This is a genomic window from Streptomyces sp. NPDC058295 (genome assembly GCF_042880655.1).
GTDB lineage: Bacteria > Actinomycetota > Actinomycetes > Streptomycetales > Streptomycetaceae > Streptomyces > Streptomyces coriariae.
Genome location: NZ_JBHVYO010000060.1, coordinates 1 through 13,360, shown reverse-complemented (window position 1 = coordinate 13,360; position 13,360 = coordinate 1). Strand labels below are relative to the sequence as shown.

Here is a 13,360-nt window from a genome sequence, read left to right as displayed (position 1 = left end):
CGACTACAGACTTCTGTGCACTATCTGCCCCTTAGGACAACACAAGGGTCGCGTTCCCGAGCGGCCACCCGAGGACCTGAGCGATGACCGCGCCCGCCCCTTCCGGCGACCGATCCACCATCCGTTCGCTGCTTCCCCTACCCCTGTTGACCGCTGCCCTGTCCGCCCTTGCCGTCGTATGGACCGTCACATCCGTACCCGAGTCGGCCCAGGCGCTCGTGGGCTGCGGCGGCGCCGTCGCCGCGGTGCTGCTGTGCGTGGCCGTCACCGTCGCCGTACACGCGCGACGCACCGCGCGCTCCGTACGTGCCGCGCTGCGGACGGCGACCGCCGAGGCCGAGCGGGCCGCCCAGGAGCGCGACCTCCAGGCGGAACGATGGCGCCGTGAACACCAACGGCACACCGACGCCACCGCACACGAACGAGCCAGGCTCGCCGAGGAGTTCACCAGGGAGCGCGCGGTGCGCGCCCAGGAGGCCGAGGTCGAAAGGGCCCGGCTCGCGGCCGAGGTGCGCAGGCTCACCGGGGAACTCGACCGCGCCCTCGGCGACCGCGACACCGCGATCGCCGCGACCGCCAACGCCGCGGCCCGAATGCAGGCACAGGCCACCGGCACCCTGGCCGACCTGCGCGCCATGGAGGAACGGCACAGCGACGAGGACGTCCTCGCCGACCTGCTGCACCTGGACCACCGCACCGCCCAGGCCGGCCGTCTCGCCGACTCCGTCGCCGTCCTCACCGGCGCGCGTTCGGGACGCCGTTGGGCGCGCCCCATCTCCATGGAGTCCGTTCTGCGCGGCGCCATGGGCCGGATCAGCGGCTACCAGCGCATCCGCCTGCACTCCGTCAGTGACACCGCGGTGGCCGGACACGCGGCCGAGGGCGTGATGCACGCGCTCGCCGAAGTACTGGACAACGCCGCCAACTTCTCGCCTCCCAACGCCGAGGTGCACGTCTACGTCGAGGAAGTGCCGGCCGGCGCCATCGTCTCCGTGGAGGACAGCGGGCTCGTCATGAGCGACGTCCAGCTGCGCCGCGCGGAGCAGGCCGTCTCCGGCGACGCGGGCGGACTCGGCGGACTCACCGGCACCCGGCTCGGCCTCGCCGTGGTGGGACGCCTCTCGCGCAAACACGGCATGAAGGTGTCCTTCCGGCCCTCCGCGCGGGGCGGCACCGGTGTGCTCATGCTCATTCCCCAGGACATCCTCACCGCGGCGCCGTCGCCCGTACGGCGTCCGGCGGACCCGCCCGCGCGCAGCACCTCGACGCGGGCCCCGCAGCCGGACCTCGGCGCGCCCGCTCCCGCCGAAGCCGCCACGCCCCCGGAGCAGGTCCAGCCGCAGGAGACCGGCGCCGAAGCCCCGCAAACCGGCGACGGACTGCCCAAGCGCCGGCGCGGCCGCACCCTGGCCGCCGCCGAGAACGCACGCGCCGCCGCCCAGAGCGCCGAGCGCCGCACGAGCCCGCCCGAGGACATCCGCGTCCGCGCCAACCGCTTCGGCGCCTTCCGCCAGGCGGTGCGCGCCGCAGGCCCGGCGGAGCGCACGGGCGGCCACCCGCTGCCGGCCGACCCCGACGACTCGCACACCACGCCGTCTCCGCAGACCGAGACAGCGCCCGGCAGTCCCACCCCCTCGCACCCGGAAGGCGACACCACCTCATGACCGGCACGACGACCGCCGACGAGAAGCTCACCTGGCTCATAGAAGGACTCCTCGAGCGCACCCCGGGGGCCCGGCACGCCCTCGTGCTCTCCCGTGACGGGCTGAAGCTGTGCCGTACCCCGGAACTGACGGTCGACCAGGCCGACCAGCTCGCCGCCATCGCCGCCGGCATCCAGTCGCTGTCGCACGGCGCCTCGGTCGAGTTCGGCGACGGCAGCGGAGGCGTGCGTTCCTCGATGACCGAGTTCTACGGCGGAACCCTCTTCATCGTGGAGGCCGGTGAAGGCGCGCATCTGGCCGTGGTCACCACCGAGGAGGCCGAGCCCGGACTCGTCGGGCACAACATGAGCGAGCTGGTCGAACAGCTCGGCGAGCACCTGACGGCCCCGCCTCGCACGGCGTGAAGCGCCCGGGCAGGGACGACGCCCCCGACCGGCTCTACACCCTCACCGGGGGACGCAGCCGCTCGGGGCCCGACAGTCCCTTCGACCTGGTGACGCTGGTGGTGGCCGAGAGCGACCCCACCGTCGGCATGCAGTCCGAGCACGCGGCGGTGCTCAGGCTGACACAGGCGCCCACCGCCGTGGTGGAGGTCGCCGCCGAACTGGGGCTTCCCGTGAGCATCACCAAGATCCTGCTGTCCGACCTGCTCGCCGCCGGCCGGGTCAGCGCCCGCCACCCCCGCAACTCCGCCCTTCCCGATCCCGACGTCTTGGAGCAGGTGCTCGTTGGACTCCGCAACCTCTGACGTGCGCACCCCCCTGGGTGCCACCGCCGACAACGGTCTGAAGATCGTCGTCGTGGGTGGCTTCGGCGTCGGAAAGACGACCATGGTCCGCTCGGTCAGCGAGATCCGTCCCCTCAACACCGAGGAGACGATGACGAGGGCCGGCGAGACGGTCGACGACATCAGCGAGATCCGCGGGAAGACCGCCACCACCGTGGCCTTCGACTTCGGCCGGATCACCCTCGACGAGCGCAACGTGCTGTACCTCTTCGGCGCGCCCGGCCAGGAACGCTTCTGGTTCCTGTGGGACCGGCTGTTCTCCGGCACCCTCGGCGCGGTCGTCCTGGTCGACACCCGGCGCATCGACGACTCCTGGTACGCCATCGACCGTCTGGAGCGCCACGGCACGCCGTTCATCGTGGCCTGCAACGACTTCGGCGGCGCCCGCCACGCGCACAGCGATGTCCGCGAGGCCCTGGATCTCGATCCGCAGGTGCCCCTGATCGACTGCGACGCCCGTACCCGGGAGTCCAGCAAGCAGGTCCTCATCACGCTCGTCCAGCACATCCAGAGCCGGTACGCCGGTCAGCGGGCCCAAGCCGCCGCTTCACCACGGGAGTTCGTGTGAGCACCGACGCCGTTCCGCTCAGCGGTTCGCGCTTCCAGACCGAACCCGCCCGGCTGTACCGGGAGATGCGCGCGCAGCACGGCGCCGTCACCCCCGTCCTGCTGGACGGCGGCGTCCCGGCCTGGCTCGTCCTCGGCTACCGCGAACTGCACCAGGTCACGGGTGACCCCGTCCTGTTCAGCCGCGACTCGGAGCTGTGGAACCAGTGGGACACGATCCCCGGCGACTGGCCCCTGCTGCCGATGATCGGCCGCAAGCAGCCGTCGATCCTCTACACGGTCGGTGAGCGGCACCGCGAGCGGGCCGCCATGATCAGCAACGCGCTGGAGGCGAGCGATCCGACCCGGCTGCGCCGCCACGCCGAGCGGTTCGCCGACGAGCTGATCGACGCCCTGTGCGCCGAGGGAACCGCCGATCTCGTCGGCCAGTACGCCATGCTGCTGCCCGTACGCGTGCTGGCGCGGCTGTACGGCTTCTCCGACGAGGACGGTCCAGGCCTGGTCACCGCGCTCAACGACATGATCGACGGCCGGGAGCGCGCTCTCGCCGGACAGAGCCATCTGGCCTCCTCCATGGGCGAGTTGCTCGCCGCGCGCCGGGCCGCGCCCGCCGACGACGTCGTCTCCCGCATGCTGGCCGACCCCGGTGGCTTCACCGACGAGGAGATCGCCCAGGACCTGATGGTGATGATGGCGGCCGGACACCAGCCCACCGCCGACTGGATCGGCAACTCGCTGCGGCTGATGCTCACCGACGGTCGTTTCGCCGCCTCGCTCTTCGGCGGCCGCAACAGCGTCGCGGAGGCGATGAACGAGGTGCTCTGGGAGGACACGCCCACCCAGAACGTCGCCGGCCGCTGGGCGTCGCGGGACACCCACCTCGGCGGCCAGCACATCCGGGCCGGAGACCTGCTCCTCCTCGGCCTCCAGGCGGCCAACTCGGACCCCCAGGTGCGTCCCGTCGGCAACGAACTCACCGGCGGCAACAACGCCCACTTCTCCTTCGGCCACGGCGAGCACCGTTGCCCGTTCCCGGCCCAGGAGGTCGCCGAGGTGATCGCCCGGACCGGGATCGAGGTCGTCCTGGACCGGCTGCCCGACATCGATCTCGACGTTCCGGCCGAGTCCCTGACCCGTCGCCCCTCGCCCTGGCTGCGCGGGCTGACGGAACTGCCCGTGCGGTTCACCCCCACCCCTGCCCTGGGAGGCAACTGATCATGACGTCCGGAACCGAAGAGCTGCGGATTCCCCTGGATCCGTTCGTCACCGACCTGGACGGGGAGAGCGCCAAGCTGCGGGCGGCGGGACCGCTGGCCGCGGTCGAGCTGCCCGGCGGGGTCCCGGTGTGGGCGGTCACCCGGCACGCCGAGGCCAAGGCGCTGCTGACGGACCCCCGGCTGGTCAAGGACATCAACGTGTGGGGCGCCTGGCAGCGCGGCGAGATCCCGCCCGACTGGCCCCTGATCGGCCTGGCCAACCCCGGCCGCTCCATGCTGACGGTGGACGGCGCCGACCACCGCAGGATGCGCGGCCTCGTCGCCCAGGCCCTCACCCCGCGCCGGGTGGAGGCGATGCGGGAGCGGATCACGGAACTCACCGGACGACTGCTGGACCGGCTGCCCACCGACGCCGAAGTCGTCGACCTCAAGGCGGAGTTCGCCTACCCCCTGCCCATGTATGTCGTCGCCGACCTCATGGGCATCGAGGAGAGCAGGCTGCCGCGGCTGAAGGTGCTGTTCGAGAAGTTCTTCTCCACCCAGACCCCGCCCGCGGAGGTCGTCGCCACCCTCGTCGAACTGGCCGGGATCATGGCCGAGACCGTCGCCGCCAAGCGTGCCGAGCCCGGGGACGACCTGACCAGCGCGCTCGTCCTGGCCTCGGAGGACGGTGACCGGCTCACCGACGAGGAGATCGTCTCCACCCTCCAGCTCATGGTCGCCGCCGGTCACGAGACGACGATCTCCCTGATCGTCAACGCCGTCGTCAACCTCTCCGCCCACCCCGAGCAGCGGGCACTGGTCCTGTCGGGTGCGGCGGACTGGTCCGCGGTGGTCGAGGAGACCCTCCGCTGGTCGACGCCGACGTCGCATGTGCTGATCCGGTTCGCGACCGAGGACGTGCCGGTCGGCGACCGGGTCATCCCGGCGGGCGACGCGCTCATCGTGTCCTACGGCGCGATAGGCCGCGACGAAGAGGCGCACGGCCCCTCGGCCGGTGACTTCGACATCACCCGCGAGACCCGCACCCGCCACATATCCTTCGGCCACGGCCCGCACGTCTGCCCGGGCGCCGCCCTGTCCCGCCTGGAGGCGGGCGTGGCGCTGCCCGCGCTGTACGCCCGCTTCCCCGGGCTGGACCTGGCGGTGGCCCCGTCGGCTCTGCGCAACAAGCCGGTGGTGACCCAGAACGACCTCTTCGAACTCCCCGTACGGCTCACCTCGACCCCCTGACGCGCTCACGAGCGCCACTCCCGCACACGTGCATCCGTACGGCCGTGCGCGAGGAAGAGCCAGGTGACGCGCTCCCGTCCCGTACCCCCCGAGCCGGGACGGGAGCCGTCTCGCCCCGGCCGAGCGGGTCTCACCCGGCGCCGGTCAGGATTCCTGGGAGCGGCAGGCTTCCAGTAGAGGCGCCAGTCGCCGCGCGGACGTGGTCGGGCGGACCGCGAGGTAGGTCTGCAGCGCGGGTGCGGGCGAGGCGAACGGGCGGAAGGCGGTGCGGGCGGTGGGCAGGACCGCGGCCTTGGCGGAGTAGAAGACGGTCCAGGTGGGCTTGCCGCTGCCGATGACCGCGAGGGTGTCCTGGTCGGTGGTGAAGGCGGGGCCCATGACGGGCTCGAAGCCCGCGGCTTGGCACGCGCCGGTGATCAGGTCGACCAGGTGCGGGTTGGCGTGCCGCGGCGCGATGCGCAGCGGCAGGGAGGCCAGGTCGGCGAGTTCGACGTGGTCGCGTGCGGCCAGCGGATGTGATGCGGGAAGTGCCGCGACCAGTTCGTCCCGCCATACCGGGATCAGGTCGAGTCCCGGGCTTCGGCCGACCCCGCGGACGAAGGCGGCGTCCAGTTCGCCGTCCCGTACCCGTTGCAGCCGAGACGCGGGTGGGGCGCTGTGCAGTTCCACGGTGATCTCCGGCGCGCGGTGTGCCATGTCCGCCAACAGCCGCTCCAGCCGGGTGCCGAGGCCGGTGCTGGTACCGACGTGCAACGTCGTGAGCTGGTCGGCGCGGAACACGGCCATCGTCTCCAGTGCCGCCTCCTCGGCGGCCGCCAGGGTCCTGGCCCGTGGCAGGAAGGCCTGCCCTGCCGCGGTCAGCGTGACATTGCGGGTGGTCCTGTCGAACAGGTCCAGGCCGAGTTCGCGTTCCAGTCGGCGGACTTGCTGACTGACAGCGGACTGGACGATGCGCAGCCGCCCGGCGGCACGTCCGAAGTGCAGTTCCTCGGCCACCGCCAGGAAGTACCTGACCTGCCGCAGCTCCATGCCCCACCCCCTTCACCCATCACGATCCGTGATGAGTGTAGGAGCCAAGTGCGCCTTGATCACCACCAGCCCGGGCGGTGAACTGGTCCCACGCCACGGCACCAGCTGTACGGCGCCGAGAAAAGCCAGGAGGCAGCCATGCCCGCAGTGACCATCCAGCAGGGCCCCCGCGACATCGCGCTCAAGCGGGAGCTGATCAAGAAGATCACCGACGCATTCGTCGAGACCTACCGGATCCCGGCCGAGACGGTGATGGTCTTCATCGAGGAGACCCCCACCGACAGCTTCGGCGTCGGCGGCAGGCTCGCCGCCGACAAGTGACACCACGCCCGCTGCGTGCCGTGCGGTCGCGTAGCTTCCCACCCCGCTGAGGAACGGAGCGGGTGGGTGGGAGGAGGTGCCTCGGGCCGACTCTGTCTGCTCCGCGGCCCGCACCTGACGGTCGACGGCCGGACGTCGATCTAGACCTTCGAGTCCTGCTTCCAGTCCTGGACGAGGAGCCCGAGCAGTACCTCGTCCAGGAACTCGCCCATCACCCAGGCCGAGGAGCGCAGCACGCCCTCGCGCACGAAGCCGTTGCGCTCGGCCGAGCGCAGCATCGCGGCGTTGTCCGACAGCGTCTCGATCTGTAGCCGCTGCAGGCCGCGCACGACGAAACCGTAGTGGCACAGCACCGCGACCACATCCGTGCCGTAGCCCTTGCCGCGGGCGGACGGCAGCAGTCCGAGGCCGATGTGCGCGGCCCGGTTGTGGTTGTCGATGCCCCACAGCGCCGCGGTCCCGATCAGGGTGCCGCCCTCCAGCTCCACGACGGAGAACTTGACGATTCCCTGCTCCGTGTCGTCCACCACGAGCCGCGGATCCTTCGAGCCGGGCGTGACCGGCCGCCACGGCCCGCTTTCGGCCCGCGAGGAGTTGACCACGTCGTCGTAGAGCTCGGTCCGCAGGATCGGGAGGTCGTCCTCGTGGCGGGCCCTGAGCCCGACCTTGTTGCCTTTGAGCATGCGAGCTTCCTATCCGGCCAGGCCGGTCGGCGGCAAACCAATAAGCATGCCGAGACCGGCGCGTGGGCGCGGTCCGTCCGCGGAGTTCTCGCGTCGGAGATGACGAGAACAACCGGGTCAAGTGGCGGAGCCTGTCGATTGGTTCTGGCGAATACGGCTTTCGGCGAGTTGGAGGCGGTAACGGGCCCTTTCATAGGGGCGGGCGCGCCGAGCCTGCTCGCTCGGAACCGGAACCGGAACCGGAGCCGGAGTGCGAGCCGTGCGTGGTGACGCGGATCCGTGGCGCCCGGATGTCAGGTCGCGCACGCTCACGCCGGCGGTTTTCGGGGCGGTGGCCCCGGTCCCGGCGAGGAGCCGCCCGGACCGGGCCCCGGCCGTCGACGACGGGCTGCGGCGGAGGGTGCTCGGGTGGTGACGATATGCTCACTCGGTGGGCCGGAATTCCCGTCGCGTCGTCGAAGGGGTTGTCGGAGGATCGGAGAAGGCCGGTCCGGCCGGGCGCGGGGTCAGAAGGAGGCGATGGGATGCGGCAGGCGAGTGTGCTCGATGTCGGGTGCCACAGTGCTCTGCTTACGGTGGTGCGAGGGCGCCCTGGTGCGGAGCTGGAGCTGGAGCCGGTGTTCTCCCGCAAGGTGCGCCTGAGCCTGCACGAGACCCTCGACGCCAAGGGGCGGCTGGACAAGGCCGGGGTGAAGAGCGTCGAACGGGCCGTGGCCGAGGCTGTCGACGCCGACCCGCGGCTGGGCGGACAGGACGTGTTCGCGTTCGCGACCTCCGTCATCCGGGACGCACCCAACTGCGACGAGATCATCGCGCGTGTGGCACGGACCACAGGCACCCGGCTGCGCGTGCTGGCCGGCGAGGAGGAGGCGCGGCTGGCCTACGTGGCCGCCCGCCGCTGGGCAGGCCCGACGCCGGGACAACTGCTGGTCCTGGACATCGGGGGCGGCACCGTGGAGATCGCCTCCGGCTCCGGAGAGCAGCCCGGCGTCGTCCACTCGCTGCCGCTGGGCGCCCGCAGGATCACCCGGGACTGGCTTCCCGGCGGCACCGCGCCGTCCCAGCGCCGCCTGGCCGAGATCCGGCAGTACCTCCACCGGTCCCTGGCAGATGTCCCCGGCCTGCCGCAGGCCGAACCGGGCGGCCGAGTGCTGGCCTGCTCCAAGACCTTCGAACAGCTTGCCCGGCTCGCCGCCGCCCGGAGCAAGAGACCTCGAGCCGGACGGCGGCTGGCGCTGCCGCAACTGCGCACATCGGTCTCCCTGCTGGCCGACGCGAAACCGTCCCGTCGGGCCAAGCTGCCGGGCATCTCCCGGCACCGCGCCGAACAGTCCCTGGCCGGAGCCCTGATCGCACAGGCCCTCATGGAAGCCTGTGGCGTCAAGAGCGTCGAGATCTGCCCCTGGTCCACCCGTGAAGGACTGCTGCTCGAACGCCTCGGCGTGCCTCCCACGCCCGCCGTACGCCCCCGCGTCGTCGCCTGAACCCAACGGGCGTCGAAAGCGCCGGCGTCCGGGACCATCACGGTGGCGGCCATGAACGGGCATGAGCCAACGGGCATCCAGCTCCTATTCCGCAGGCCCCGACGGCCTCAGGGCGCTCAAGCGGGCTGCGTGACCGAGGACCACACGCCGAACCACTGCTCGGCGCCCCACTCCTCGAACCGTTGCACCTCGGTGAACCCCAGCTTCGCGGCGAGGCGCATCGAGCGGTCGTTGGCGGTCTGGGTGCAGAGCACCACCGGCTCGCCGGGAAGCGCGTCCGCGAACCAGCCGAGCGCCGCCGCGCACGCCTCGGCGGCGTACCCGCGTCCCCAGACCTCCGGCAGGAACAGGTAGCCGAGCTCGGCCTCCCCGGCATCCGGGCGGACATGACTCCGATGCTCCGCGTCGCGCCGATTGAGCTCGACGGTGCCGATCATCGCTCCGTCGAGCTCGATCACGAAGAGGCCGGGGCGCCTCCCGGGCGTCTCAGGCACTGAGCGCTCCAACTCATCACGTGGCCGCGGGCCGCCCAGGTAGACGCCCACGTCCGGCGAGGTGAACAGCTCGATGAACGCGGCACGGTCCCGGGCCTCGGACTCGCGGAGCACGAGCCGTTCGGTCCTGATCGGGGCGGGTGGCCAGGCGATGGTTCCGAGTCCGGTCATGGCGGGAATCTATCGCCCGCCCGTGCCAGTCTGTGACCTCGGACGATCGGTGGGTGGCTGAGGGGTCGACGCCGGGCAAGTGCTCGACCGCGGCGAGGCGGCGAGGAAGTCTGGGAGGAAGTCTTCCGCCGTGACTACAGCGCGAGTTCGCCCGCCGGGCCGGCAGCGTCGTCGAACTCGACGCCGGCCACCGCCCGTTCCTGTCCCAGCCCGCCGTGGTCCGGGATCTGCTGTGAGCCTTTGACGGCAGCCGCGCACGAACCGGGTCGGTGATCCGAGGGAAGGGAGGTCGTCGCCCTGACGGGGCACGACCGACATGGCCCGTCCAGGCGGCTCCACGTTGCGCCTTCGCTTTACTGGGGGCGTCAGTTGGGTGATGCTGACCCGGCGTTGAGGGATGATCGACACGGCAGGAGCGGGTCGGTCCGGAGGGGGAGACCGCCGTGGTGCGCGTAGTGCTGCTTGGACCGATTCAGGTGTACGCCGATGATGTGACTCCGGTCGGGGTGGGTGGCGTCCGGCTGCGGATGCTCCTCGCCAGGCTCGCCCTCGAAGAGGGCCGGGCGGTGTCCGTCGACTCGCTCGTCGACGGTCTGTGGGGAGAGGAGCCGCCCTCGGACGCGGCCAACGCGCTGCAGGCGCTGGTGTCCCGGCTGCGCAGGGTGCTGCGCGGGTCCGCGTCGGTGGAGTCCGCGTCCGGCGGCTACCGGCTCTCGGTGCGGGCGGAGGACGTGGACGTTCACCGCTTCGAGGAGCTGACTGCTCGGGGCAGGCGGGAACTCGCGGCCGGGCGGGCCGGCGAGGCGGCCTCGCTGCTGGGAACGGCGCTCGGGCTGTGGCAGGGCGCGGCGCTCGCCGATGTCCTGGACGCTCCGTTCGCCGGGCCCGTCGCGACCCGGCTCGACGCTCTGCGGGCGGCGGCGGCCGAGGACCGCTGCGATGCCGAGCTACGGCTCGGACGGCACGGAGAGGTGCTGGCGGACCTCGAAGCGGCCGGCGCCGAGCGGCCGTTGAGCGAGCGGGTCGCCGGGCTGCGGATGCGGGCGCTGTCCGCGGCCGGACGGCAGTCCGATGCCCTCGCGGTGTACGAGGCGATACGTGAGCGGCTCGACGACGAGCTCGGCGTCGTCCCCTCGGCCGAGCTGCGGGAGATCCATCTGGCCCTGCTGCGGGGCGAGTTGGAGACGCCCGCCGAGCGGGCCGAGGCCGCCGCGAGCCGCCTTCCGGCCAGGCTGACCAGCTTCGTCGGTCGTGACGAGGAACTGATCCGGCTGGGCGGGCAGTTGGCCCACAGTCGACTGGTCACCATCGTCGGCCCCGGTGGCGCGGGCAAGACCCGCCTCTCCTTCGAAGCGGCCACCCGAGACCGCGCCCACGCGCGCGGCCGGGTCTGGTTCGTCCCGCTCGCCGGGGTGAGCGCACCGGACCAGCTGGCCGACGCGGTACTCGGCGCCCTCAGCTCGACCGACGGCCGCCTCTACGACGCCGGGCAGGGGCAGCGGGCCACCCCGGTCGAGCGGATGGCCGGGCTCTTCGGCAGCGGCGACGCCCTGCTCCTGCTCGACAACTGCGAGCACCTCGTCGAGGCGGCCGCGGAACTGGCCGCCGAACTCCTCGATCAGCTGCCGGAGTTGCGGATCCTCACCACGAGCCGCGAGGCCCTCGCCATCACCGGCGAGTCCCTGTGTCACCTGGGCCCTCTCGACGTGCCGACGGGATCGCCGGAGCCTGCCGAGGCCGCGCAGTCGCCCGCCGTCCGCCTCTTCGTCGAGCGGGCCGCCGGAGTCCGGCCGGACTTCACGCTCGACGACGTGACCCTCGACGCCGTGGTCGAGGTCTGCCGACGGCTCGACGGGATGCCGCTGGCCCTTGAGCTGGCCGCGGCGAAGCTCCGTTCGATGAGCGTCGAGCAGATCGCACGTCGCCTGGACGACCGCTTCCGCCTCCTCGCCTCGGGCAGCCGCACCGCCCTGCCCCGCCAGCGCACCCTGCTCGCGCTCGTCGAGTGGAGCTGGGACCTGCTCGACGAGCCCGAGCGGATCCTCGCCCGCAGACTGTCGGCGTTCCCGGGCGGCGCGACCGTCCCGGCGCTCGAAGCCGTGTGCGCGGACCCGTCGCTCCCGGCGGCCGACATCCCGTACGTCCTGGACGCCCTGGTCGAGAAATCGCTGGTCGACCATGCCGACGACGGTGCGGGCGAGCCGCGCTACCGCATGCTCGAGACGGTACGCGCGTACGCCGCGAGGCAGCTTGCCGGCGCCGAGTCCGGGGACGCCCTCACCCATCGCTATGCCGCGTACTTCCTGGCCCTCGCGGAAGAACACGAACCCCGCCTTCGTACCGGCGAACAGCTGCGTGCGATCGAGGTCTTCGACGCCGAACACGACAACCTCGTCCTCGCGCTGCGCCTGGTCGTCGACGCGCGGGACGCGGGCCTGGCCGCACGCTTCGCCGAGGCGATGTTCTGGTACTGGGGGATCAGGGGGATGGGCACTCGGCTCGACAGGTATCTGGCGGAGGTCGCCGGACCGGATGCCATGGAGGCACCGGACTCCGCACCGGCACGGGACTCCGCACCGGCACCGGATTCCGTACGGGCGCGGAATTCCGTACGGGCCGTGGTCGGCCAACGGGCTGCCGTCGAGGGCGAGTCGGCGACGGCACGTGAGTTCCACCCGGCCGTACTGCTCCTGCGGATGTCCCAGGTCTCCTTCCCTGCCGGGGCGTCGGGGTCGGTCGGAACCGCGGACCAGAGCGCGCTCGACGCGCCCGATCCCTGGGTGCGTGCCAGCGCCCACCTGGCGCGGGACTTCGCCCTCACCGAACAGGGCGATCTCGTCACCGGCGCCGAGTCCCGGATCGAGGCCCTGCGTGGCTTCGAGGAGGTGGGCGACCGCTGGGGGCTCGTGATGAGCCTGCTCCCGATCGGCCGCGACCACTCCCTGCGCGGCGAGTACCCCCAGGCCATTGCCACCTTCGAACGAACCGTGGCACTCAGCTCCGAACTCGGCACCGAGGACTACCTCTACCTCAGCAAGGCCAGGCTCGCCCGCGAACGGCGCCGCAGCGGCGACCTGGCAGGCGCCTTCCGTGACCTGCGCGCCGCCCACCGGCAGGCCCGGGAGCACGGACAGCTGCGCTTGGAGGCCAACATCCTCGTCGGCCTGGCCAACGTGTACCGCAGGGCCGGTGACCTGGAGCAGTCCGACGCGACCCTCGACCGTCTCGAGGCGCTGAGCGCCCGGCGCCCCTCCCTCAGAGAGCTGGCGCGCGACCTCATCGTCAGCACCCGCGTCGAGAATCGTCTCGCCGAGGGAGACGCGGTGCGGGCCAGGGCCCTGCTGCCCGAGGCGGCCGGCGCCCTGTTCGGCCAGGGAGCGGGCGCAGCGCTCGCCTGGGTGGCCGAACTGCTCGGCGGACTGCGGGCATTGGAGGGTGCTCCGGAAGAGGGCGCCAGGGCACTCGGCATGAGCCAGGTGATGCGCGGCGCCTTCGACTGGGGCGAGCCGGAGTGGCGCGAGCTGGTCGACCGCATCGTGGCGACGCTGGGAGAGGACGGCTTCAAGCAGGCGTACGAGGAGGGGGCCGCGTACTCCCGTGCGGACGCGCTGCGGTGGCTGGAGGCAGAGACCTTGCGGGCGGTGCCGCGGATCTGACGAGGCGTGCGCGGTCATGCGGACAGCCGGGCGGGGTCCGCACTGTGGGTGCGG

12 protein-coding genes are annotated in these 13,360 nt (G+C 72.1%); 9 read left to right on the top strand and 3 right to left on the bottom strand.

The window, feature by feature from the left end; genetic code table 11:
- Nucleotides 1-83: 83 nt before the first annotated feature.
- From ACFVYS_RS38395 to ACFVYS_RS38370, 6 genes are read left to right on the top strand one after another with little or no spacing between them, the layout of a single operon-like run.
- Nucleotides 84-1,664: an ATP-binding protein gene (locus ACFVYS_RS38395; protein ID WP_389509775.1), complete on the top strand. Its 1,581-nt coding sequence runs from the start codon at nt 84-86 to the stop codon at nt 1,662-1,664.
- Nucleotides 1,661-2,068, top strand: coding sequence for a roadblock/LC7 domain-containing protein (locus ACFVYS_RS38390; RefSeq protein ID WP_020126464.1), 408 nt, complete (start codon nt 1,661-1,663; stop codon nt 2,066-2,068). The genes ACFVYS_RS38395 and ACFVYS_RS38390 overlap by 4 nt, the downstream gene beginning before the upstream one ends.
- The gene (locus tag ACFVYS_RS38385) at nt 2,065-2,412 is read left to right on the top strand and encodes a DUF742 domain-containing protein (RefSeq protein WP_314225445.1); all 348 of its coding nucleotides are present in this window, start codon (nt 2,065-2,067) and stop codon (nt 2,410-2,412) included. The genes ACFVYS_RS38390 and ACFVYS_RS38385 overlap by 4 nt, the downstream gene beginning before the upstream one ends.
- Nucleotides 2,393-3,019: an ATP/GTP-binding protein gene (locus ACFVYS_RS38380; RefSeq protein ID WP_389509773.1), complete on the top strand. Its 627-nt coding sequence runs from the start codon at nt 2,393-2,395 to the stop codon at nt 3,017-3,019. Before ACFVYS_RS38385 ends, ACFVYS_RS38380 begins: the two co-directional genes overlap by 20 nt.
- Complete coding sequence (locus ACFVYS_RS38375; protein WP_389509771.1) at nt 3,016-4,233, top strand: cytochrome P450; 1,218 nt, start codon at nt 3,016-3,018, stop codon at nt 4,231-4,233. Before ACFVYS_RS38380 ends, ACFVYS_RS38375 begins: the two co-directional genes overlap by 4 nt.
- Nucleotides 4,234-4,235: 2 nt before the next feature.
- Nucleotides 4,236-5,468 (top strand): cytochrome P450, encoded by a 1,233-nt coding sequence (locus ACFVYS_RS38370; protein ID WP_389509769.1) that lies wholly within the window; start codon nt 4,236-4,238, stop codon nt 5,466-5,468.
- A 144-nt stretch (nt 5,469-5,612) separates the two neighbouring features.
- Here the strand turns inward: ACFVYS_RS38370 and ACFVYS_RS38365 are convergent, their stop codons facing one another.
- Nucleotides 5,613-6,497, bottom strand: coding sequence for a LysR substrate-binding domain-containing protein (locus ACFVYS_RS38365; protein ID WP_389509767.1), 885 nt, complete (start codon nt 6,495-6,497; stop codon nt 5,613-5,615).
- Between the two features lie 138 nt (nt 6,498-6,635).
- Between ACFVYS_RS38365 and dmpI the strand changes: the two genes are divergently transcribed.
- Nucleotides 6,636-6,818 carry a 4-oxalocrotonate tautomerase DmpI gene (dmpI, locus tag ACFVYS_RS38360; RefSeq protein WP_389509765.1) on the top strand — a complete coding sequence of 61 codons (183 nt, stop codon included), beginning with the start codon at nt 6,636-6,638 and terminating at the stop codon, nt 6,816-6,818.
- Nucleotides 6,819-6,958: 140 nt separating this feature from the next.
- Here the strand turns inward: dmpI and ACFVYS_RS38355 are convergent, their stop codons facing one another.
- A complete protein-coding gene (locus ACFVYS_RS38355) occupies nt 6,959-7,501 on the bottom strand; it encodes a GNAT family N-acetyltransferase (protein WP_389509763.1) in 543 nt (180 codons plus the stop codon).
- 578 nt (nt 7,502-8,079) lie between these two features.
- Between ACFVYS_RS38355 and ACFVYS_RS38350 the strand changes: the two genes are divergently transcribed.
- A complete protein-coding gene (locus ACFVYS_RS38350) occupies nt 8,080-8,985 on the top strand; it encodes a Ppx/GppA phosphatase family protein (protein WP_389509762.1) in 906 nt (301 codons plus the stop codon).
- Between the two features lie 116 nt (nt 8,986-9,101).
- Here the strand turns inward: ACFVYS_RS38350 and ACFVYS_RS38345 are convergent, their stop codons facing one another.
- On the bottom strand, nt 9,102-9,650 hold the full coding sequence (locus tag ACFVYS_RS38345; protein ID WP_389509761.1) for a GNAT family N-acetyltransferase: 549 nt from the start codon (nt 9,648-9,650) through the stop codon (nt 9,102-9,104).
- Between the two features lie 491 nt (nt 9,651-10,141).
- Between ACFVYS_RS38345 and ACFVYS_RS38340 the strand changes: the two genes are divergently transcribed.
- The gene (locus ACFVYS_RS38340) at nt 10,142-13,306 is read left to right on the top strand and encodes a BTAD domain-containing putative transcriptional regulator (RefSeq protein ID WP_389509759.1); all 3,165 of its coding nucleotides are present in this window, start codon (nt 10,142-10,144) and stop codon (nt 13,304-13,306) included.
- Nucleotides 13,307-13,360: the final 54 nt, after the last annotated feature.

What these genes read in the sequence shown, in the direction of transcription:
- ACFVYS_RS38365 (WP_389509767.1), bottom strand. Translation starts at nt 6,497, where the DNA reads ATGGAGCTGCGGCAGGTCAGGTACTTCCTGGCGGTGGCCGAGGAACTG.
- ACFVYS_RS38395 (WP_389509775.1), top strand. Translation starts at nt 84, where the DNA reads ATGACCGCGCCCGCCCCTTCCGGCGACCGATCCACCATCCGTTCGCTG.
- dmpI (WP_389509765.1), top strand. Translation starts at nt 6,636, where the DNA reads ATGCCCGCAGTGACCATCCAGCAGGGCCCCCGCGACATCGCGCTCAAG.
- ACFVYS_RS38355 (WP_389509763.1), bottom strand. Translation starts at nt 7,501, where the DNA reads ATGCTCAAAGGCAACAAGGTCGGGCTCAGGGCCCGCCACGAGGACGAC.
- ACFVYS_RS38370 (WP_389509769.1), top strand. Translation starts at nt 4,236, where the DNA reads ATGACGTCCGGAACCGAAGAGCTGCGGATTCCCCTGGATCCGTTCGTC.
- ACFVYS_RS38345 (WP_389509761.1), bottom strand. Translation starts at nt 9,650, where the DNA reads ATGACCGGACTCGGAACCATCGCCTGGCCACCCGCCCCGATCAGGACC.
- ACFVYS_RS38390 (WP_020126464.1), top strand. Translation starts at nt 1,661, where the DNA reads ATGACCGGCACGACGACCGCCGACGAGAAGCTCACCTGGCTCATAGAA.